Raw genomic sequence first — 26,286 nt, forward strand, 5'->3', positions numbered from 1 at the left:
TAGTGAATGTATTCTATTATTCAAAGTAAATTACCTTTTTTGGTAAAAAAAAGTGCTTTTGGTATGTGTTTTGTTAAGAATGGATACGTAATCATAAATGTATCCTTTTACCCTATTCTTGGCAAAGCTTCATGGCAATTTTACACCGTATCCATCAGCGGGAGTATGCAACGTGGTTTGTGCAATATAGCATAAAAACCTTCGCTCTTCTTGGCATCCTCCTGGGGTCTTTCCAGTTCGTCCAAGCGCAACAATGCTCAATTACCATTAATAAAGTAACCGTTTCGGGCTGTTATTTGTTAAGTGGCCAAAGTAAGGCTACTGTGAGCATTGAAGTCGGCTGGTCGGGCGCACCTGCAAATGATAGTATTGAAGTGACACTTGGTACCGACAAACGGTACATTCGTCCAGGGACGTTTGCCGTAAAATACCCAGCCACAACCGTGATGGGAAACCAGACCATTGTGACGCCTCAAGTGATTGCTTTTGAGGTAAATGCAACTGGAAATAGTTTGCCAATTACGGCCACATTTACCACCCAAGCTTCGTGTAGTGCAACCTCAACGGCTCAATTGCCTGCGGCTTGTCCACCCTTGGTTTGTAGTGGAAATCAGGCAGGAGGGACGGTCTTTAACGACTATGATGCGGATGGAGTAAAAGATGCGGGAGAAAGCAATGGCGTAGCAGGAGTGACTGTCATCGCTTATGATTGTACAGGGGGAATTGCTGCCCAAACGACCACTGATGCTTCAGGGAAATATGTGTTAAATGTCTCTGTTTCAGACTATCCGATTCGGGTAGAGTTTGTAAATCTACCGAGTTATGCGGGGAAAGGGACAATGCAAGGGGCAGACAGCCGCACAACTGTGCAGTTTGTAACAGCCCCCGATTGTACAATTGATTTGGGAATACTTGATAACAATGATTATTGCCAAACGACTCCCCAAGTGGTGGTTCCTTGTTATGTGTATGGAAAGCCAGATGTGGGTAGTTTGAGTGGGCAAATGGATGCTTTGGTGGCATTCGATTATGGCACTACTGGCCCCAAGGACATGTCAAAAATAGCGCTTTTGGCCAAGGCAGAAGAAGTGGGTACATTGTGGGGGGTAGCTTATGATAGATATAAACATAAGGTATATACCTCGGCCACATTGAAACGTCACGCGGGCTTAGGGCCACTCGGTTTGGGAGGAATTTATGTGACAGATATGGCAGCAAACACAGCATCTCAGTATGTTGATGTGTCACAACCACCGCTTAATATCAATGTTGGTGCTACCAATGCGGGTGATCCTTGGTTTGGGGTGACCAATGCCTCACGTGGCCTTAATCCAGACCCTGCTCAACCAAGTGCCGATTCGCTGGCTTTTGAGCTGATAGGCAAAGTCGGAATGGGTGATTTAGAAATTTCCGAAGATGGTAAGTCGCTGTATTTCATTAATTTATTTGACAAAAAATTATACCAAATCGATATTAGCGGGGCTGCCCCAAGTTTGCTAGGCTCTTGGGCAATTCCTGACCCAGGATGTACGGGTGGTACACTACGCCCTTTTGCTACCAAAGTGTATAAAGGGAAAGTGTATATAGGTTCAGTTTGTGATGCTTCTACTTCAACAAAATCAAACCTACGGGGTTTTGTCAATGCTTTTGACGGAACCAATTTCACCCAAGTATTTGATTTTCCATTGACCTACCCCAAAGGAGCGGTTTTGATAAACAATACACCTGCGGTGGTTGATAGAGTAGGTTGGTATCCTTGGACGGACAGCTTTAATACCGTCAATAGCAATACGACCAATGGTACTTTTATACGGGTATTATATCCTCAGCCAATGCTTACCGACATCGAATTCGACATTGACGGGTCGATGGTGTTGGCCTTGGGTGATCGTACTGGTTTGCAGTCGGGATACAATAACTACCGTCCTTCAGGAACGGGTGTATATACTGGTTTAGCAGGAGGTGATGTACTAAGAGCTGCATTTACGAATGGTACGTTTATTCTTGAAAATAATGGAAAAGTGCCAGGACTTTCAGGCTCGGGTGTGAATAATAACCAAGGCCCTGGTTTTGGAGAATTTTATAATGACGATTTCTTAGGAGGAAATGGAGGATTGACGCACGCAGAAATTGCATTCGGAGCGTTGGCGTTAAAACCAGGGTCAGGCCAAGTAATTACGACGGCAATGGATCCAATCGACCAGAACCAAACAGGTACTAACTTTTCGGGCGGGATTCGTTATTGGAGTAATACCACAGGACTTGCGCCAAGCGGTGCTGCCATGGGATTTGTGTTGTACAATACAAACAATGAAGTAGGTACTTTCGGCAAATCAACGGGATTGGGAGATATGGAGATTTTGTGCGAGCTTCCCATGTACCTCGAATTAGGTAACTACGTGTGGAATGACGCCAACAAAAACGGGGTACAAGACCCCTGCGAAAAAGCGCTGAAAGACATCAACGTGACGCTCTACAAAGGCACTACCAAAATAGCGACGACCAAAACAGGCACGAACGGGGAGTATTATTTTTCAACAAAATCTAACCTGACTACGGGAACTTGGGAAGGCACAGGTGCTGATACCACACTTCTACCAAACACAGCTTATAAGTTGGTTTTTGGTGAAGGCCAATTAGTAGGTGGAAAATTAACAGTGGCAGGTTTGGGTCAATTTGACGTAACGCTCAAAGATGCCACGGCCAACAGCGGCAACGACCAAAACGACAGCGATGCGGAAGTAATCAGCGGTGCTTTTTGTATAAATCTTACCACTGGAAATGCAGGAAGTGTCAATCATACTTTTGATGCAGGATTTTATTGTACAAACCCTTCGATTGGCGCTAGTTCAATCGCTGTTACAGCTCCTAAATGTGCTGTTACAGTTCCCCAAAACGATGGAAAAATCAGTTTGAGCAGTGCGATAGCTCCTTATGATAAATATAGGACAAAAATGGGAACGGGTGCATGGAGTGGCGATACGACTTACGCCACAGCCACGGCGATTGGTAGTACTTTCCCCAAAGACTTGGTGACAGGCATTAGCAACGCGGGTGCAACATACACGATTCGTTTTTATAACGGCGAATGTTGTTACAAAGACACGACGATAACTATTGCGCCAGTGGCTTGTTGCGTTTTGCCCGTAGCCTCAGCCACTCCTCAAAAACAAACGATTTGCGTAGGTGGTATTGTTTCAGCCTTCACGGCTACGCCAAGTACGGGCGTAGAATACAAATGGTACGGACCATTAGCAGACACAACGAGCAGCTTAGGCACAGCCGTGAGTGGTGCGACAAGTGCGACCTTCACACCGAGCGGCGCAGCATTGACGACGGTAGGTACAAAATATTACGCAGTGGTAGTAAATACGACGGGTGATGCGAATTGTGCGGATACGGTATTTGTACAATTGGTAGTGAACGCCAAGCCAGTAATTGCTGATGGAAGTGCCACGATATGCGCAGGTGATTCGGTGGATTTGACGTCGAAGATTACGAATTACGATACATATTTGAGTCCAGTATGGACAGTGGGCACGGCGAATGGCACAGTAGTGACGACGCCAGCCTCAGTAAAACCAACGGGAACAACGACATACGTATTGGTTGCTCAAAATGCGGCTGGTTGTAAAGACACGGCGAATGTGGTCGTGACGGTGAATATCAAACCAAATGCAGGCAAAGACACGACCTTGGCTTGTGTGAATGCTGCGACAAATACCTTGTCAACAAGTTATACTTTAGTGCCAAACCCATCGGGTGGAAGTTGGTCACAACTAGGTACAACGCCAACGACAGCGACGATTTCTGGTAACGACGTGACGGGTATGAGTGTGGCAGGCACATATCAGTTCATTTATACTTCGGTAGCAGGTTGCAAAGACACGATTGCGGTGACGGTAGCACCGTGCCCAGTTTGCGTGAAGCCCGATGCAGGTGCTGACGCAGCTTCGGTATGTCAACCGACAAGTACGTCGAAATTGACAGCAGTAACGACAGGTGGCACATGGGCACCAATTGCTAGCCCCGCTAACCCAAGTGCGGCGACGATAGATGCTAATGGCAATATCAGTGGCTTAAATGCAGCAGGCACTTATAAATTTGTGTTTTCAATCACCTCAGGTGGTCAAACGTGTACGGACACCGCGCAAGTGATTGTACTAGCTAAGCCAGTAATTGCTGATGGAAGTGCGACGATTTGCGCAGGTGAGTCAGTTGATTTGACCTCAAAGATTACGAATTATGATACTTATTTGAGTCCAGTGTGGACAATAGAAACAGCAAATGGCACGGCCGTAGCAACGCCAAATTCAGTAAAACCGACTGGCACAACGACTTACGTATTGGTGGCACAAAACGCCGCAGGTTGCAAGGACACGGCGAATGTTGTAGTGACGGTGAATGCCAAACCAAATGCAGGAAATGATACAACATTGGTATGTGCCAATGGTAGTGTGCCATCAAGCGTACAATTATCAGCGGCACCAACGGGGGGCACATGGTCAGCTTTGACGGGCAATCCAACGGGAGCGACCATAAGCAGTTCAGGATTGGTAAGTATCACCAATGCTACAGCACAAGGCAAATCGTTTGATTTTATCTATACGTTGAATGATTGTCAGGATACAGTGAAAGTGATTGTGCCAGTATGTGTACAACCCAAAGGTTCGATTGGCGACTACGTTTGGAAAGACCAAAACGACAACGGCGTTCAAGATTCAGGTGAGCCAGCAGTAGCGGGTGTGATTGTTCAATTATTGAACCCAACAACCAGCGCAGTTTTAGCAACCGATACGACGGATGCGCAAGGTTTGTACTTGTTCCCGAATTTGAACTCTGGCACATATCAAGTGAAGATTGTGACGACGAGTTTACCAGCAGGTTGTGTGATTAGCAGCAAGCAAGATTTGGGTGGCGATGATACGAAAGACTCTGACTTTGACCCAACGACAGGTTTGAGTCAAACGGTGACAATTAATGCAACGGGTACAGGCATTACGAAAGATAACCCAACAGTTGATGCAGGGTTAGTTGTTCCTTGTGTCGCATCCAGCGTAACTTTGACGGACGCTCCCGTTTGTTCGGCAGATGTACAAACGTACAGCATTACGTTTAATGTGTCTAACAAATTGGGCATTGTAAAAGTGAACAAAGGCACATTGAGCGGTAACAATCCTTACACGGTGACAGGTATCCCGTCGGGAGCGAGTGTGATCATTACGGACAGTTTGAGTGCGATTTGTAAGTCAGATACGACGATTGTTGGGCCTAACTGTAACTGTAATCCACCAGTTCCAGTGTTGTTAGCTCCAAGTATGGCCGCATGTATTGGTGATACTTTCCCAACTTTGAAAGCGACGGTGGTAGGATTAGTTACTGTAGAGTGGTTTAGCCAGCAAACGGGCGGAACAGTATTATCAACGGGCTTAAATTACAAACCAAGTGGCACAGTGACGGCGAATACGGTTTTCTACGCCCAAGCGCGCAGTACTGACCCGACCTGTCCAACGGCAGTGAGCACAAGCCGTGTACCAGCGACAATCAACGCCCAAACTTGCATTGACACAATTGATTTGGCCTTGAAGAAGTCAATTAATACAAAAATCGCGCGGGTGGGTGATGTGCTGACTTACACGATTAAAGTTTGGAATGAATGGAACAAGAACGCGACGGGTGTAGAAGTGACCGATAGCATCGCAACGACGGTTCAATTTGTGAGCGGTAGTTTTGTAACAAGTCGTGGCAGTGCGACAATCAGTGGCAATGTGATTAAGTGGAACATTGGCAATGTTGCCGCTAACGGTGACACGGTGACGTTGCGCTACCAAGTGAAGGCGACGCAGGTGGGCGTTCACTTAAACACGGCTGAAATCAGCAAGACCAACGAGAAAGACAAAGACAGCACACCAGGCAACGGTAAAGGTGGTGAAGATGACATTGATCAACAATGCTTCACAGTGCCTTTTGACTTGTGCCCCAACCAAAAGTTGGAAGTGAGTGTTCCTGCGACATTGACGAATGTACAATGGTTCAAAAACGGTGGTACAACGGCAGTTGCGACGGGAAATGTGGTGCTGTTCTCGGAGGTAGGAACCTACACTTTCACGGCTACGAACCAGACGTGTCCAGCCAACGGTTGCTGTCCAGTCATTATTGAAGCGGGGACGAATTGTTGCCCTGTGGATATTTGTGTTCCGTTTACGATCAAGAAGAAAAGAAAATAAATGGGATATTAAATTGCTTTTGGTATCCTTGAAGTGATAATAAGAGGGGATAAAGCTTAGTCTTTATCCCTTTTTTAATGTCCTTTTTGTAAATGTTGGCGTGATTGTTGTGGAATACGTTTCGTTGTTTATAGATATAATATTTTAAAGAATGGATATTAATATTTTTTTAATGTAAATAATTAATGCATCAGTATATACTGAATTTTTAATAAAAATGGATATTGGTATGTGTTTTGCGAGAAATGAATAGATAATGGAATGATTTTTCACTTACCCTATTTGTCGTAAAACTATATGAAATCTTTACTCCGAATTCATCGAGGGGAGTATGCTAATCGGCTGTTTAGTTTTTGGCTACAGTTGATGGCTATCATAGGTATATTCCTGTGGAGTTCCCACGAAACCCAAGCCCAGTGTTCTGTCACTATCAGAAAAGTAACGGTATCGGGTTGTTACTTGGTAGGCAATCAAAGCAAAGCCACCGTCAGTGTGGAAGTTGGCTGGACCAATGCTCCTTCAGGTGGCGTGATTACCGTCACAACAGGTTCTCAGACGAGGACGATTACTCCAGGGAATATCACAGTAAGTTACCCACAAGCAAACAACAGTGCGCCGCTGTCAGGTACACAAACAATTGTGAGTCCTCAGGTAGTGGCTTTTGAGGTAGATGCCAATGGTAGTACAAACAACACCATCACGGCTAGATTTAGTGCAACTTGTACAACATCAACGACATTTAACGCTCCAGCGGCCTGTCCTACGGCCGCTTGTAGTGGAAATAATGTTGGAGGGATGATTTTCAAAGACTTTAATGACAACGGAATCAAGGAAGCGGGAGAAACCGCTGGCGTGCCAGGAGTAGGGGTGAAAGCCATTGCTTGCGACGGTACGGTCTATAACACTACTACTGATGGATACGGCTTTTACTCATTGCCCGTTCCTGCCAATAAGTATCCAGTTCGGGTTGAATTTAGCAATGTTCCCTCTATTTATAAATTAGGGGTAAACGGAACCAACTCACGCACATCCGTGCAGTTTGTTAATGCGCCATCGTGTAATGTCCACTTAGGGCTTGTTAATCCTATTGAATTTTGCTCAGATAACAACCTTCGGGTTTTTGTACCTTGTTTTACGTATGGAGACCCGCTCCAAACAACAGGAGCTTCGGCGGCTAACTTGTCTGCCAATGCCGACGCTTTGGTAAGTGTTCCGTACGGCGTTTCTTCTTCTACTTTTCAGGGCGAACAAATGATTACCAAGGCGAGTAACATTGGAACAGTTTGGGGATTGGCTTATAATAAATACAATAAAAAACTGTTTTTGAGTGCGGTTCTAAAACGCCACGCAGGACTGGGGCCTTTAGGTTTGGGAGGTTTGTACGTGGTGAATTACACAAATTCAGCTTCGCCAACCGTAAGTAACTTCATTAATGTATCGACCATTGGCATTCCTGTTGGTTCAATCGCCAATAACGCTACTCGTGGTTTACAAGCAGACAAAACCCAGCCTAGCCGCGACACCCAAGCGTTTGCTGCCATCGGCAAAGTAGGGATTGGAGACATGGATATATCAGACGATGGTAATAAATTGTGGTTGACCAACTTGAATGATAAAAAACTGTATTCGATTGATATTACTCAGTATAATCAAGATGGTACAACCCTGCCGACCGCTTCTAATGTGACTCCATTTACGGTGCCTGTTACCTGTACGGGAGGAGAGTATCGCCCTTGGGCAGTAAAAGCGTATAATGGAAAAGTATATGTGGGTGGTGTTTGTGATGCCTCTACCTCTACAAAAACAAACCTTAGGGCTTCAGTTTATGAATTGGATGGAACCACGTTTACCCAAATCTTCGATTTTCCATTAACATACCCTAAAGGTTATCCAGCAGCAGCCAATACAAGTATTACAGGTTGGTTTCCTTGGACAGATACCTTTAGTGATTTGCTTGAGGGGACGATTCTGCGCCACCCAGTGCCAATGTTTACTGATATTGAGTTTGACGTGGACGGATCAATGGTATTGGCTTTTGGAGACCGTACGGGGCTTCAAGGAGGTGATGCCAACTATCGCCCAGACAATACTAGCACGACTTTGTACGAAACTAACTCACAAGCAGGAGACATTTTAAGGGCTTTTTATGCGAATGGTACATTTGTATTAGAAAACAATGCCAAGGCTGGCCCCAATGTTGGGTACGGAGCGAATAACTCACAAGGCCCAGGTTTCGGAGAGTTTTATAATGATAACTGGATTCAAGATGGTAATCCAAACCGAATTTGGCACGCCGAGCAAATCATGGGAGCGTTGGCACTCAAGCCTGGTTCTGGTGAGGTGGTTGTAACGACCATTGATCCCGTAGATCAGCAACCCTACGCAGGGGGAGTTCGTTATATGAACAATACCACGGGGTTAGTGACAGGCTCTTATGCGGTCTATGTGACACGTCTCCCTGGGAACTTCCAAGTACCTGGTACGTTTGCCAAAGCAACAGGTTTGGGAGATATTGAGCTCAGTTGCGATAACCTTGACATCATTGAAATAGGTAACCGTGTTTGGTTAGATACCAATAAAGACGGTATTCAAGATGCCTGTGAAAAAGGCTTGAAAGATGTAAACGTGACCCTCTACAAAGGCACGACAAAAATTGCCACTACCAAAACCGATGCCAACGGCGAGTATTATTTTAGCCGTAAATCAAAACTCACAACAGGTACTTGGTCGGCAACGGGAGCAGACACGATTGTATTGCCTAACACGGCCTATCGTTTAGTCTTTGGTACATCGGGACAAATCACGAGTAGCAATGACACCTTGAAAGTAGCAGGCCTTGGCAAGTTTTTACTTACTGCCAAAGACGTAACAACGGGCACTGGCAATGATCATAACGACAGCGATGCTGCTAAAGCCAACGTCGCTGGAGAAGGAGGAAGTTTTCCTGTAATTACCCTTACTACAGGAGTGGCAGCTACGACTGATCACACATTTGATGCAGGTTTTTATTGCGTAGAGCCTTATAACTACAAGGCGGCAGTCACCCAAGCAACGTGTACGGGAATCACGGCCAATAGCGATGCAAAAATTGAGTTGACTGACGTAAAATGTGCCGACAAATATGCGTTCTCGAAAAACTCGGGGGGTAAATTTACGGGAGCTGCCTATGCATCAGCAACGGCTTTGACGGGTACAACCATTACGTTGAACAACTTAGCTAATCCTGCAACTGCCGCAGGTGATACATTCTACGTTCGTTTGTATAATGGCTTGTGCTGTTTCAAAGACACAACGATTATCTTGCCTTTTAAAGATTGTAGCTGTGTACCACCAGTAGTAACAGCAACCCCCAAAAACCAAGTGATTTGTCAAGGAAATACCATCACTGCTTATACCGCGGTCACACTTCCAAGTGCAGGAATAACTTACCGTTGGTATGGCCCATTGACAGATACGACAGGTACGTTAGGAACAGCGATTAGTGGACAAACCAATGCTTCGTTTACGCCAGCAGGAGGTTTTACAGGAAGAAGATACTATGCTGTGATAGCAACGGGAGTTGCCCCGATATGTTCGGATACGGCGTTTGTGTCGTTGACAATTAACGTTCGTCCTGTAGCCAATGCAACGGCCAAACAGCAAACGATTTGCGTGGGTGATTTACCTGCGGCCTTCACCGCAACGCCAAGCACAGGCGTAAGTTACCGCTGGTACGGCGCTTTGAGTGATACGACGGGTAGCTTAGGAACGGCTATTTCGGGCGCGACCAATGCGAGCTATACCCCATCTGGAAGTGCAATTACAACCGTAGGAACAAAGTACTATGCAGTAATTGTGACCAATACCCAAACGTCATGTGTCGATACCGCTTTTGTTCGCTTAGTAGTGAACAAGAAACCAACCGCAGGGGCGGACAGCACAGGAACGAATGCAATATGTAATACAGTAGGCACCATTAATCTTCCCGATGCAGCCTCTGGCGAGACTTGGACCCAATTGGGAAATACCCCAAGTGTAGCGACGATTGACGCACAAACAGGCGTTGTAACAGGTTTGACTAGCCTTGGTACTTATCAGTTTATTCTCAGAAATCCACAAACAAACTGTGCCGATACGGTAGCAGTTGAGGTGAAAAACTGCCAGAAAGGTTCGATTGGGGACTATGTTTGGAAAGATTTGAACGACAATGGTATCCAAGATTCGGGTGAGCCAGGCGTGAAAGGAGTCATTGTACAATTACTGAACGCGACGACAAGCGCGGTACTAACGACTGATACAACGGATGCGAGTGGATTGTACGGTTTCAATGGATTAGAGACAGGTAGCTACAAAGTAAAAATTGTGATTACTAGCCTCCCTGATAGCTGTACGATTAGTAGTAAACAAAACCAAGGTGGTGATGATACCAAAGACAGCGATTTTAGTCCGACAACAGGTGAAAGCCCAGCCGTAGAAATCAATACGTTGGGCACGGGCTTACAAAAAGACAACCCGACGATTGACGCAGGCTTATTTACGCCTAAGGGTTCGATTGGTGATTATGTTTGGAAAGACCAAAATGACAACGGTGTCCAAGATTCAGGCGAGCCAGCAGTGGCGGGTGTAATCGTTCAGTTGTTGAAAGGGACAACCGTTGTAGCAACTGACACGACGGATGCGAATGGCTTGTATTTGTTCCCCAACTTGCTCAGTGGTACTTACCAAGTGAAAATTGTGGTAAGTAGTTTGCCAGCAGGCTGTGTAATTAGTAGCAAAAAAGACCTAGGCGGGGATGATACCAAAGATAGTGATTTTGACCCAACTACAGGTTTGAGCCAAGAGGTGATAATCGATGCTTTTGGAACGGGTATTGCCAAAGACAACCCAACGGTGGACGGTGCTTTGTTCTCGCCTAAAGGTTCAATCGGAGATTATGTTTGGAAGGACTTGAACGACAATGGTGTCCAAGATGCTGGTGAACCACCAGTAGCAGGTGTTATTGTTCAGCTATTGAACGCAACCACGAGCGCAGTTTTGGCGACAGACACAACAAATGCGCAGGGCTTGTACTTGTTCTCTGATTTGTCGAGCGGTAGCTACCAAGTAAAAATTGTGGTAACGAGCTTGCCAGACAGTTGCATCATTAGCAGTAAACAAAACCAAGGCGATGATACTAAAGACAGCGATTTTAGTCCCACTACGGGATTGAGCCAAGTGGTAGAAATTGTGGCGACAGGTACGGGTTTACAAAAAGATAACCCAACGATTGATGCAGGTTTGGTCGTACCATGTATCACAACGAGCTTTACCTTGACGGGAGCGCCTGTGTGTTCGGCGGATGTTCAGACGTATAGTTTAACCTTTAGTGTGACGGGTAAAAATGGTACAATTAAAGTTGATAAAGGCGTATTGAGTGGAAATAATCCATATACTGTAACAGGCATTCCGTCGGGAGCGAGCGTGCGGATTGTGGATACCTTGAGTGCCATTTGCGTCCAAGATACGATTATCACAGGGCCTAACTGTAACTGTAATCCACCTGTGCCAATCTTGTTGGCACCAAGCTTGACGGTGTGTAAAGGTGATACATTCCCTACCTTGAAAGCAACCGTCGTAGGTTTGGCAACGGTAGAGTGGTTTAGTCAACAAACAGGCGGAACAGTGTTAGCAACGGGCTTAAACTACAAGCCAAGTGGCGTAGTGACGGCAAATACCGTATTCTATGCTCAGGCTCGTAGTACCGACCCAACTTGTCCGACGGCGGTGAGTACAAGCCGCGTACCAGCAACAATCAATGCCCAAGATTGTGAAATTGACTTGGCGTTGAAGAAGTTGATTAACAAAAAAGTGGTACAAATCGGCGATACGCTTACTTATACCATCAAAGTATGGAACGAGTCCGCTAACAACGCCTCAGGTGTATCGGTGACTGATTCAATAGCAACTTCAGTTCAGTTTATTGCAGGAAGTTTTGTATCGAGTCGTGGCACGGCAAGCATTACTGGAAGCGTGATTACGTGGAATATTGGAAACATTGCCGCCAACGGAGACACAGTTACATTGACGTATCGCATCAAGGCAATTCAAGAAGGTATTCACTACAATACCGCTCAAATTTGCGCTGCCAATGAAGGTGACGTCGATTCAACGCCTTGTAACAACAACGAAGAGGAAGATGACATCGACCGTCAATGTTTTACAGTACCGATTAAGCTCTGTCCAACCGAGCAAATCGAAGTAAGTGTTCCAGCCAAATACACCAACGTACAGTGGTTTAAAGATGGAGGTACAACGCCAGTAGCCACGGGCAATGCAGTATTGTTAAAAGATGTAGGTAGCTATACCTTCACTGCCACCAACAATACATGTCCAGCCGAAGGTTGTTGCCCAATCATCATCGTACCAGGTGAAAACTGCTGTCCAGTTGATTTGTGTATTCCGTTCACAATCAAGCAGACCAAGAAGGCGGGTAAGAAGCTGTAATATTTGTAGTTAAGAATACCAAGAGAAGGGGTGGTGCTACGGCATCATCCCTTCTCTTTTTTTATCTGGTGCGATTTTTGTGGGGACAAATGCTTTTTTATTTTTGGCTATATATGCCTTTTAGAACTTGTAGTATGTGACAAAATAGAAGATATTTTGGGCTTAAATGGCAATATATATACTTATCGAATAGATTGGTATGCTATTTGATAAGGCGTTTATATGCTGTTTAGTGAACTTTACCGTGCTTTAAATTGAAAAAAGTATGAACCATTTATCCTTCTTACTCCAAACCAAGAATCAGCCCGACCGAAAAACGAAGCTGACAAATTTTTACCTGAATATGCTAGGCTTGCTGTTGCTGGTGGGCTTCCTTACTGCAACAACTACCTATGCTCAGTGTACCCTTACTGCTGAGGTAACCAACATTACCTGTAACAACATGACAACGACAACGACTGCCGACGACAAGTTTAGCTTTACGTTGACAGTCAACTCTACCTCCTCAACTGCCGAAACTGGAGGGTATGTGACGGTTTCTATCAATGGGACAAACGTAGGTGGTCAAAACATTGGGGAAGCCAAAGACTTTACTAACCAATACAACATTTCTGGAGGGGTATTAAACGTAACCATTACCGCAGGAAGTGGGAATTGTTCTACGACTACAACCATTACTCCTCCTCAGGCTTGTTCACCAGGGGCAGGGTGTACTTGGGATCCCCTCAATTTGAATCCTTCGTATGTAACTGTAACTGTCCAACGAGATTGTAAAGGAACTGCTGATGAAAGCGATGATGAGGTTTCTGGAACATTTTCGGTGACAGGAATACCTGCTGGCTACGCTGCCGAATTAGATAGAAAATTAGATGCGAATGGAAACGGGAAAGAGCATATTGAAGGAGGGATTTCTAACGGGCAAGTAGTTAACTGGGGGCCTTATAACGTAAATACGGTAAAATATCCAGGTCAAAATGGATTTGTGCTTTGGTTCATGTTGGAAGGTATCACCGATTGTTTAGGTGATTATTTTGTAATGATACCTGATTGCCCTGCTTGTACTGCCCCAACGCCAACGGGAACAGATGCCAATATTTGTAGTGGAGAAACGGCGATTTTGATGGCTTCAGGTTGTACCAGTGGATATACAGCAACTTGGTTTAGTAATTCAACTTTGACCAGTCAGCTTGGAACGGGCGACAGTTATGAAACGCCTGCCTTGACAACAACTACCAATTATTACGTATCCTGTGTAAAAGACGGCGATGCTACTTGTAAAAGCACAGGCGTTTTGGTGAAGGCCACCGTGAAGCCTTTGCCAACGTTGACAGCAGGCACGCCAACCTGTGCTCAAAATGGATTGACGTATAGCGTAACAGTAACCAGCAACGGAACGATAAGTGCGGATGCAGGAACGGTGAGTGGCACCACAGTGAGTAACATTCCAGCGGGAACGGACGTGACAATTACGGCAACCTTAAATGGTTGTACAAAAGAGGTGACAGTAAGTTCTCCGACATGTCAAATACCATGTACCGCCCCAACGCCAACGGGAATAGGCGCTTCGGTTTGTCCAGACAATACCGCCACCTTAACGGCCAGTGGTTGTACCACAGGTTACACGGCTACTTGGTTTAGCGATTCGGGCTTGAATACTCAAGAAGGAACAGGTAACAGTTTTACAACACCCGTCTTGACTGCTACGACAGACTATTACGTATCCTGCGTGAAAGACGCAGATGCTTCATGTATGAGCACAGGCGTCTTGGTGAAGGCCACCGTGAAGCCTTTACCAACACTGACAGCAGGTACGCCAACCTGTGCTCAAAATGGATTGACGTATAGCGTAACAGTAACCAGCAACGGAAGCATAACGGCTGATGCAGGAACGGTGAGTGGCACAACGGTAAGTAATATTCCAGCGGGAACGGACGTGACAATTACGGCAACCTTAAATGGTTGTACAAAAGAGGTGACAGTAAGTTCTCCGACATGTCAAATACCATGTACTGCCCCAACGCCAACGGGAACAGGCGCTTCGGTTTGTCCAGACAATACCGCCACATTGACGGCTAGCGGTTGTACTACGGGTTACACGGCTACTTGGTTTAGCGATTCAGGATTGAATACTCAAGAAGGAACAGGTAACAGTTTTACAACACCCGTCTTGACTGCTACGACAGATTATTACGTATCCTGTGTGAAAGACGCAGATGCTACTTGTATGAGCACAGGTGTTTTGGTGAAGGCCACCGTGAAGCCTTTGCCAACATTGACAGCAGGTACGCCAACCTGTGCTCAAAATGGATTGACTTACAGTGTAACGGTTACAACCAACGGAAGCATAACGGCTGATGCAGGAACGGTGAATGGCACAACGGTAAGCAATATTCCAGCGGGAACTGATGTGACAATTACGGCAACCTTAAATGGTTGTACAAAAGAGGTGACAGTAAGTTCTCCAACATGTCAAATTCCGTGTACCGCCCCAACGCCAACGGGAACGGGCGCTTCTGTTTGTCCAGACAATACCGCCACTTTAACGGCCAGTGGTTGTACTACGGGTTACACGGCTACTTGGTTTAGCGATTCGGGCTTGAATACTCAAGAAGGAACGGGTAACAGTTTTACAACACCCGTCTTGACTGCTACGACAGACTATTACGTATCCTGCGTGAAAGACGCAGATGCTACTTGTAAAAGCACAGGCGTTTTGGTGAAGGCCACCGTGAAGCCTTTGCCAACGTTGACAGCAGGTACGCCAAGCTGTGCTCAAAATGGATTGACTTACAGTGTAACGGTTACAACCAACGGAAGCATAACGGCTGATGCAGGAACGGTGAATGGCACCACAGTGAGTAACATTCCAGCGGGAACGGACGTGACAATTACGGCAACCTTAAATGGTTGTACAAAAGAGGTGACAGTAAGTTCTCCAACATGTCAAATTCCGTGTACCGCCCCAACGCCAACGGGAACGGGCGCTTCTGTTTGTCCAGACAATACCGCCACTTTAACGGCCAGTGGTTGTACTACGGGTTACACGGCTACTTGGTTTAGCGATTCGGGCTTGAATACTCAAGAAGGAACGGGTAACAGTTTTACAACACCTGTCTTGACTGCTACCAAAAACTATTATTTGTCTTGTGTAAAAACTGGGGACGCAACTTGTAAAAGTAGCGGTGTAACTGTGACTGCAACGGTCAAAACAAAACCAGCACTTTCGATAACGAGCACTACATGTAATGGCACAACGGTAACTGCAACATTCACGGCAACGGCGGGTGCAACGGTAACCGCAAGCGTAGGAACGATATCGGGAAATCAAGTAACGGGTATCCCAAGTGGACAGACATTTAGCATTACTGCTTCTCTAAATGGATGTGACTCGACCGTGTCAGATTCTAAAACCTGCGTACCCAATTGCGATTTGAATGCAACTTTAGGAACTATCAAATGTATCGCAGGTCAAAATACGCCTGAGGTAACAGATGATTCATTTACGTTTGGTTTAACAGTAACCGGGACAGGAGGTGCAAGCAATTTGTGGGAAGCTGTTTATAACGGAACAGTCATTCAAACAGGTGCATATGGTCAAACCAAAACCGTAACAGTAGGATATGCTACTTGGAACGGGGCATCAAGCATGGCCGTTGTTGTTCGTGACAAAGACAATACAAGTTGTACCGATAACATAACTGTCCAAGTACCAAGTTGTTCACCTGCGCCCTGTACAGGCTTTAAGTTTACCAATATCGTAGCAAGTTGTGAAGGTGGTCTTCATAAAATTTGTTTAGATGTATCAGGAACTGGCGGCCGTAAATGGGCGATTAGTTTAAAGCATAGTAATGATTTTAACGTACCAGGTATTGCATTTGCAAACGGTACGGGCGACCAAACTGGGGTTTGTGGAACAATCAGCAGTACTGATTTTGCAATATTACAAGCGTTTGACGCAGATGATTTTATTGTATGGGGAATGCTTGAGTTAGCAGATGGTACGCCAATTTTTGGCACGGGCTGCGAAATCGATTCGGTTGTTCGTTATTCTCCGTGCATCACCTGTCAAGCCCCAACGCCAGTGGGTGTAGGTGCGTCGGTATGTTCAGGTAGTAGTGCTACGTTGACGGCGAGTGGTTGTACCACAGGTTACACAACGATATGGTTCAGCGATGCAGGATTGGGAACACAAGTAGGAACGGGTGCAAGTTACATGACGCCTGTGTTGACGACAAATACCAATTATTATGTGTCATGTGTAAAAGACGGCGACGCCACGTGTAAGAGTAGCGGAGTGACAGTTACTGCAACCGTAAAACCCAAGCCAACGATTAGTGTGACATCAACGACCTGCAATCAAGCGGGTACGTTGTACGATGTAGCTTTTACGGCTACGTCGGGAGCAACAGTTACGGCAGATAAAGGAACAGTGACGGGCAGCACGGTTGTGGGAGTTCCATCGGGCCAAACGGTGAAATTGGTTGTTACGTTGAATGGTTGCAAAGATTCGACCACAGCGACTAAAAATTGTTCTCCAACCTGCCAAGCCCCAACGCCAGTGGGTGTAGGTGCGTCGGTATGTTCAGGTAGTAGTGCTACGTTGACCGCGAGTGGTTGTACCACCGGTTACACAACGATTTGGTTCAGCGATGCAGGATTGGGAACACAAGTAGGAACGGGTGCAAGCTACACGACGCCTGTATTGACAGCAAATACCAATTATTATGTGTCATGTGTAAAAGACGGCGACGCCACGTGTAAGAGTAGCGGAGTAATGGTAACTGCGACGGTTAAACCCAAGCCAACGATTAGTGTGACATCAACGACCTGTAACCAAGCAGGGACGCAATACGATGTCGCTTTTACGGCTACGTCGGGAGCAACAGTTACGGCAGATAAAGGAACGGTGACGGGCAATACAGTCGTGGGAGTTCCATCGGGTCAAACGGTGAAATTGGTTGTTATGTTGAATGGTTGCAAAGATTCGACCACAGCGACCAAAAACTGTTCGGTGCCTTGTGTTGAGTCAACGTTTAGCTTGGTTGGGACGCCAGCTTGTTCTGCCGATTACTCAACCTATTCATTGACGATTCAGGTCAATAATAAAATGGGCATTGTTAAAACTAACAAAGGAATACTTTCGGGTAATAATCCATACACTATTACTGGTATTCCAGCAGGGGAACCAGTGACAATTACCGATAGTCTAAGTGTAATTTGCAAGGCCGACACTATGATTGTTGCTCCTAATTGTAACTGTAACCCAGCCTTGCCTCAGTTGTTGACGCCAAGTTTGACGGCTTGTATCGGGGATACTTTCCCAACTTTAAAGGCAACGGTGGTAGGACTGGCAACGGTAGAATGGTTTAGCCAACAAACGGGCGGAACAGTATTAGCGACGGGCTTGAGTTACAAGCCAAGTGGTACGGTGACGTCTAATACGGTGTTCTACGCGCAAGCACGCAGTACTGATCCGACCTGTCCAACGGCGGTGAGTACAAGCCGCGTCCCAGCGACAATCAATGCGCAAGACTGTACAAAAGAAGTGGACTTAGCATTGTCTAAGTCTATTAGCAAGAAAATAGCTCAGATTGGCGATGTGTTGACCTATACTTTAAAAGTATGGAACGAATCCGTGACAAATGCCACGGGAGTCTCGGTGACAGACAGCATCGCGACTACAGTGCAGTTTGTGAGTGGAAGTTTTGTAGCGAGTCGTGGTAGTGCGACGATAAGTGGCAATGTAATAAAGTGGAACATTGGTAGTATATCGGCCAATGGCGACACAGTGACATTGACTTACCAAATCAAAGTAACGCAAGAAGGAGTTCATTTCAATACGGCGGAGATTTGTACGACCAACGAGAAGGATGTAGATTCGACGCCGTGTAACCACGATGATACCGAAGATGATATCGACCGCGAATGTTTTACGGTGCCAGTGAAGCTATGCCCAGGGGAAGTCGTGGAAGTAAATATTCCTGCGAAATATACCAACGTGCAATGGTTTAAAAATGGCGGTACAACGCCAGTAGCGAGTGGTAACTCGGTGTTGTTCTCCGATTTGGGAAGTTACACTTTCACAGCCACGAACCAGACGTGTCCAGCGGAAGGCTGTTGTCCAGTTATCATCGAAGCTGGTACGAACTGTTGCCCAGTTGATTTGTGTATTCCGTTTACGATTAAACAAACCAAGAAGGCGGGTAAGAAGCTGTAATATTTGTAGTTAAGAATACCAAGAGAAGGGGTGGTGCTACGGCATCATCCCTTCTCTTTTTTTTATCTGGTGCGATTTTTGTGAGTAAAGATGCCTTTTTGGGAGGGAGGGATAGGGCTTCTATTTTTTAGCTCAAATCTGTGATTAAGTATAAAAAAAACGTATATAGGCTATTTTATTTTCTACTTGGCATGTTTTTTGGAGTATTTTTTAGAAGGTAAAAAGGGTATTTTTTGGCGAAAAATTAGATTATTTATACCAGAGTATGGCTATAAAAAATAATTTGTTTTGATAGGAGAGGATATGGATTTTTGATTACAGAATATTTTTTAAACAGTTTTATTTCGTGGGTTATAATGATTTTATACCATGAATATACCAGGGCAAACAGACCGTTAGAAGCCTGCAAATAATATTTGTCCTTTATTTCACTACGTTTTTGATAAGAAATAATTTATGAAAAAGTTAACTACCTTACTTATTGCCTCGTTGCTTTTTAGCAGGTTACTTAATGCACAAACGTGCAAACTCACAGATTATCTTTATTTGAACGATCCTCAGGATTATCAAACACAAGGTTTTGTTCATAAACTTAAAATTGGTACTGGTGGTACACTGACAGAAGTTCCAAACGGCTTAGGGAATATTCCTTGGTTTCCGCAAGGTGGTGGTTTAGGCTCTCCGCACGGATTAGGACAAGATTTGAATGGCAATCTTTATATCGGTGCAAATTCAGATACTGGACCAATTGCTAAAATTACCTGCGAGGGTACTTTAGTCAACCTAAATTTTATCAATGATGCTGGTTATAATATCGTCTCCAAAGATGGGTATTTATTTGTAAACTCTTCGAGTAACAACCGCATCAGTCGTTATGCGCTTTGCGATGGTTCTGCTCAAGGATACGTAACCCTCAATGGAAGTACTCAGCTTGATTGGGGGCTTTTTATTAGCTCAAATGGCACTTTTTATGCAACGACAGGCCTTGATCCCGCATTTGCCAGTGCTACTGGTACGAAAGCTATTTATAGATTTACCCCTACTGATGCTGATTTTGTTAATCATACAAATTACTCTCCATTGGTTTCTGCCAACAACGTGCCGCCAGGTGCAGCAGCAGCGAATCTACCTATTCAGTCTGCATGGCTTTGGGGTATTACTGCCGATGATGCGGGTAATATGTATGTAATAGCTGAAGACCCTTGGTTTAATTATCAAGGTACCACTTGGACGGGCTTTACTTGGATATTAAAATATGATCCTAATGGTAATTTAGTAGCGTGGACAAAAGATGAACAAACAACCACGCCTACAGTTGGATTTAAAGGTGGTCGTGGTATTCTTTATTATCCTGCCGCAGATGTGTTGTATATTGCTGCTGGTCCTCATGGAGATTGTGTTTCAATGATTAAGCCGTCTGATTTATCCTATATGGGTGCGGCAGCAGGGAATGTTCCAAATCAAAACCCTAAAACCCTCCGAATTGCTTCTGAGGCTTGCCCAGTGAATGCTTCAACTAAAGTTGATACAACACTTTGTAACGTTAAAGTGGGAGATAAAATCTTCCTTTCTCAGATCGTTGGAGCTTGTAACGCCCCAATTTGCGGGGGAACCTGGACGGCTGCGCCAACAAACGTAGGTATGTCATTTAATGAATGTGACCTTAGTTTTACTGTTACTGGATTAAACGGATGCGGAAAGTACACGCTTACTAATGTTGGAGGTACATGTGGTGATTTTACTATTGAGGTAAACGTTGATTTTGCCAACATAACTGCATCGGTGATAACTGGTAATCAAACAGTGTGTGCAGGTACGGATCCTGTTGCTTTTTCGGAAAGTACCCCAGCTGCGGGTAGTGGGACGGTTAGCTACCAATGGCAAAAAAGTACCACTTCGTGCACTACAGGTTTTACTGATATTGCAGGGGCTACCAATAGTACCTATGATTCTCCAGTTGTTTCGCAGACTACGTACTATCGGGTAGTGACTTCGGTCGTAGGAGGATGTAACTTCCCACAAAAAAAATGTAGTGATACAAGTAATTGTGTGACCGTTACGGTAATTCCTGCTCCTGCATTTGGGAACCTGACCGTTTCAAATCCAACTTGTACTGGACCCACTGCCAACAACAACGGTGTAATCACCCTTGTGTCGGCTACGAATACTGATAAATGTGGAATTAGCACCTTAGGGGCAGCAACATACGATGGCCCCGCGTATGCTTCGGCCACAGCTTACTCCACCAATAAAAACGTAAAAACGGGTATTCCAAATACGGGTGGGACATATATATTACGGTTGTTTAATGGCTCAAACGATTGCTATAAAGACACGACGATAACTATTGCGCCAGTGGTATGTTGTACGCTTCCCGTAGCCTCAGCCACTCCTCAAAAACAAACGATTTGCGTTGGTGGAACAGCCTCAGCCTTCACGGCAACGCCAAGCACGGGTGTAGAATATAAATGGTATGGCCCACTGACGAATACCTCAGGCAGTTTGGGTACGGCCATCAGCGGCGCAACGACTGCGACTTTTACGCCAAGTGGCGCAGCTTTAAGTACTGCGGGGTCAAAATACTATGCAGTAGTAGTGAATACCACGGGCGATGTGACGTGTGCGGATACGGCCTTTGTCCAGTTGGATGTGAGCAAAATTACAGCTCCCGCAGTGACGGCTCTTTGCCACGCCAACGGTACGCCTGAAGATGGTACAGATGATTACATGACGTTTAGCATTCATGTGTCCACTGAGCCCATGAGCACCAATAAATTTACGGTAACGGCCACGCAAGGCGGGAATCCACTAGCAGTAACGTTATCAAACGGCAGCGCGGCAACTTCGGTAAATTGTGGCTTGAACACCCCATTACGTACGCCAGTAGGAAGCGCGGGCAAAGGCAACGTGACCTTAACAATTACGGACAATGTAACAGGCTGCTCGACGACTGTAGTTGTGACCGACCCAGGAACTTGTGCCGTAACTTGCGTGCAAGGAACGCCTAGTACAGTGACGTATGAGTATGGTACCCAAGTGGACATCACAGAGCTAAACTCATTGCCGATTATTATACCAAAGTTTGACGAACAAGGCGGCACTCGGGTGCTAACATCGGTGAAATTAGAATATTTAGTGGGTGGCAAAACGGCCTTTGTGTTTGAAAACAGCGCAGCCCAATCGCAGTCTTTCAGTGCGACTGCCAGTTCGGAGGCAACGATTAATTTGAATGGGACAGACATCGCGACGAATATGTTAGAGATGGCGATTCCTCAAACGACGTTGCCAGGAGGTATTTTGGTACCAGCGACGGGTAATTGGGCGGGAGATAGTATTCCATCGCCAGTACCCACGCCAACAACCTTGGGTCGCATGGAGTCGTGGGTAAGTGATTATTTGTCTGTTTTCAAAGACCCTCGGGTGGATGCGCGTTGGGTGACGAATGCGACGGGCGATGCGACGGATGACGATGACATGTATATCAACCCGATGATAGCGGATTCGGCGAGTGGAACGTTTACGTATAATACAGCATTGGCGCTGGCTCCCTTTATTGGGACGGGCAATGTGCCTTTAGAAGTGAGTACGTTATCTGGCCTTAGTTTGACAGGCGGTGGAGGCAACTTGCGTGCTTTACAACGGACGCGGGCGTATGCGAGTGCGAAGGTGACATATACATTTGAATGTATTCTGTGCACCAAACCAGTGGCATTAGCGACGCCGAAAGTACAGACAATTTGCGTAGGCAGTACAGCAACGGCCTACACAGCCACGCCAAGTACAGGCGTCGACTACAAGTGGTATGGCCCATTGGCAGACACAACGAGCAGCTTAGGCACAGCCGTGAGTGGGGCAACAAGTACGACGTTTACACCAAGTGGCGCAGCATTAACCACGGCAGGAACGAAGTATTACGCAGTGGTGGTAAACACGACGGGAGATGTGAATTGTGCGGACACAGCTTATGTACAATTGGTAGTGAACGCCAAGCCAGTAATTACCGACGGCAGTGCGACGATTTGCGCAGGCGAGTCAGTTGATTTGACTACGAAAATCACGAATTACGATACCTACTTGAGTCCAGTGTGGACAGTAGGTACGGCGGGTGGTACGGCCGTAACAATGCCAAGTTCAGTGAAGCCAACGGGCACAACGACGTATGTATTGGTAGCACAAAATGCAGCTGGTTGTAAAGACACGGCGAATGTGGTAGTGACGGTGAATGTCAAACCAAATGCAGGCAAAGATACGACCTTGGCTTGTGTGAATGCCGCGACAAATACTTTGGCGACAAGTTATACCTTAGTCCCAAGTCCCGCAGGAGGAAGTTGGACACAATTAGGGACAACTCCAGCGACGGCGACTATTTCTGGCAACAACGTAACGGGTATGAGTGTGGCAGGAACTTACCAGTTTATTTACACAACAACGGCAGGTTGCAAAGACACGGTAGCAGTAACAGTAGCACCGTGCGCAGGTTGTGTGAAACCAAATGCAGGTGCTGATGCAGCGAATGTATGCCAACCAACGAGTACGGCGAAGCTGACGGCAGTGACGACAGGAGGCACGTGGGCACCGATTGGTAGTCCCGCCAATCCAAGCGCAGCAACGATAGACGCCAATGGCAATATCAGCGGTTTGAATGCAGCGGGCACGTATAAGTTTGTCTATTCGGTAACGAGCGGTGGTCAAACGTGTACGGACACGGCGCAAGTGACTGTACTTGCCAAGCCAGTAATTGCCGACGGTTCTGCGACGATTTGCGCAGGCGAGTCAGTGGATTTGACGTCTAAGATTACCAATTACAATACGTATTTGAGTCCAGTGTGGACAATAGGAACAGCAAATGGCACGGCCGTAGCAACGCCAAATTCAGTAAAACCAACTGGCACAACGACTTACGTATTGGTGGCACAAAATGCAGCAGGTTGCAAAGACACGGCGAATGTGGTAGTAACGGTGAATGTCAAACCAAGCGCGGGTAAAGACACGACCTTGGCGTGTGTGAATGCGGCGACAAATACTTTGGCAACAAGTTATACTTTAGTGCCAAGCCCCGCAGGAGGAAGCTGGTCACAATTAGGGACAACACCAACGACGGCAGCGATTACGGGTAACAACGTGACAGGCATGACTATCGCAGGAACGTACCAGTTTATTTACACAACAACGGCAGGTTGCAAAGACACGGTCGCAGTAACGGTCGCGCCATGTGCAGGTTGTGTAAAACCAAATGCGGGAGCTGATGCAGCGAATGTATGCCAACCAATCAAAACAGCGAAGTTGACGGCAGTGACGACAGGTGGCATGTGGGCACCAATTGGCAGTCCAGCCAACCCGTCAGCAGCAACGATAGATGCCAGTGGCAACATCAGTGGCTTGAATGCAGTGGGAACATACCGTTTTGTTTACTCAGTAATGAGCGGCGGTCAAACGTGTACGGACACGGCGCAAGTGATTGTACTTGCCAAGCCAGTGATAGCCGACGGCAGCGCGACGATTTGCGCAGGAGAGTCAGTGGATTTAACTTCTAAGATTACCAATTACAATACGTACTTGAGTCCAGTGTGGACGGTAGGTACGGCGAATGGCACGGTAGTGACGACGCCAGCGTCTGTGAAACCAACTGGTACAACGACGTATGTGTTGGTGGCACAAAATGCGGCTGGTTGTAAAGACACAGCGAATGTGGTAGTGACGGTGAATGCCAAACCAAGCGCGGGTAAAGATACGACCTTGGTTTGTTCAAACGGCAATGTGCAATCAAGCGTACAATTATCAGGGACGCCGACGGGAGGCACATGGTCAGCATTGACGGGCAATCCGACGGGCACGACGGTAAACAGTGCTGGCTTGGTGAGTATCACCAACGCCACTGCCCAAGGCAAGTCGTTTAATTTTGTTTATTCGGTAAATGGTTGTCAAGATACGGTGAAGGTGATTGTCCCAGTTTGTCAACAACCTTGTATTAAATCGTCGATTAGTTCAGCGGCTCCTGTTTGTTCAAACGATGCTCAGACGTATAGTTTTACCTTCACAGTGACCAACAAATTGGGCATTGTGAAAGTGAGTAAAGGTACATTGAGCGGAAGTAATCCATACACAGTAACAGGTATTCCATCGGGTCAGAACGTAATTATTACCGATAGTTTGAGCGCAATTTGTAAGACTGATACGACGATAGCGGGCGTTAATTGTAACTGTAATCCAGCCTTGCCCCAATTGTTGACGCCAAGTTTGACGGCTTGTATCGGTGATACTTTCCCAACGTTGAAAGCGACGGTGGTGGGTCTTGCGACGGTAGAATGGTTTAGCCAACAAACGGGCGGAACAGTATTAGCGACGGGCTTGAGTTTCAAGCCAAGTGGTACGGTGACGTCTAATACGGTGTTCTACGCGCAAGCACGCAGTACTGATCCGACCTGTCCAACGGCGGTGAGTACAAGCCGCGTCCCAGCGACAATCAATGCGCAAGATTGTACAAAAGAAGTGGACTTAGCATTGTCGAAGTCTATTAGCAAGAAAATAGCTCAGATTGGCGATGTGTTGACCTATACTTTAAAAGTATGGAACGAATCAGCGACAAATGCCACGGGCGTCTCGGTGACAGACAGCATCGCGACTACAGTGCAGTTTGTGAGTGGAAGTTTTGTAGCGAGTCGTGGTAGTGCGACGATAAGTGGCAATGTAATAAAGTGGAACATTGGTAGTATATCGGCCAATGGCGACACAGTGACGTTGACTTACCAAATCAAAGTAACGCAAGAAGGCATACATTTCAATACGGCGGAGATTTGTACGACCAACGAGAAGGATGTAGATTCGACGCCGTGTAATGACGATGATACCGAAGATGACATCGACCGCGAATGTTTTACGGTGCCAGTGAAACTATGCCCAGGGGAAGTAGTGGAAGTAAATATTCCTGCGAAATATACCAATGTACAATGGTTCAAAAATGGCGGTACAACGCCAGTAGCGAGTGGTAACTCGTTGTTGTTGTCTGATTTGGGAAGTTACACTTTCACAGCCACGAACCAGACGTGTCCAGCGGAAGGCTGTTGTCCAGTTATCATCGAAGCTGGTACGAACTGCTGCCCAGTTGATTTGTGTATTCCTTTTACAATCAAACAAACCAAGAAGGCGGGTAAGAAGCTGTAAAAAAAGTGAGCTATAAGTAAAAAGCCGTTTCACTCGAAACGGCTTTTTTTATTGGGTAGGATTTTGGAATTGTACTATTTTAATATGTTATTGTAAAATAAAATTTGGTTTTAATCTCGTTTTTAGGCCAATTTAACCCTGTTTTAACCCTTTTATGGGCGTTTTTAGAATTTTCAACAGAATATAATTCCGTTTGTATTTATTTTAGGTCGTTCGTCA

Annotated in this window: 4 protein-coding genes; all 4 read left to right on the forward strand. The window is 45.9% G+C overall.

Annotation, left to right across the window (positions count from 1 at the left end; genetic code table 11):
• The first annotated feature begins 131 nt into the window (after positions 1-131).
• The 4 genes from DTQ70_RS27000 to DTQ70_RS27015 all read left to right on the forward strand — a co-directional run bounded on the left by DTQ70_RS27000 (position 132) and on the right by DTQ70_RS27015 (position 26,067).
• Positions 132-6,227: an SdrD B-like domain-containing protein gene (locus DTQ70_RS27000; protein ID WP_122933682.1), complete on the forward strand. Its 6,096-nt coding sequence runs from the start codon at positions 132-134 to the stop codon at positions 6,225-6,227.
• 297 nt (positions 6,228-6,524) lie between these two features.
• Positions 6,525-12,689 carry an SdrD B-like domain-containing protein gene (locus tag DTQ70_RS31245; protein ID WP_122933683.1) on the forward strand — a complete coding sequence of 2,055 codons (6,165 nt, stop codon included), beginning with the start codon at positions 6,525-6,527 and terminating at the stop codon, positions 12,687-12,689.
• Between the two features lie 265 nt (positions 12,690-12,954).
• Entirely contained in the window at positions 12,955-18,906 is a 5,952-nt protein-coding gene (locus DTQ70_RS27010) for a DUF11 domain-containing protein (RefSeq protein ID WP_122933684.1), read from the forward strand.
• A gap of 456 nt (positions 18,907-19,362) precedes the next feature.
• A complete protein-coding gene (locus DTQ70_RS27015) occupies positions 19,363-26,067 on the forward strand; it encodes a DUF11 domain-containing protein (protein ID WP_122933685.1) in 6,705 nt (2,234 codons plus the stop codon).
• The last annotated feature ends 219 nt before the right edge of the window (positions 26,068-26,286 follow it).

It is taken from the genome of Runella sp. SP2, from assembly GCF_003711225.1.
Lineage (GTDB): Bacteria > Bacteroidota > Bacteroidia > Cytophagales > Spirosomataceae > Runella.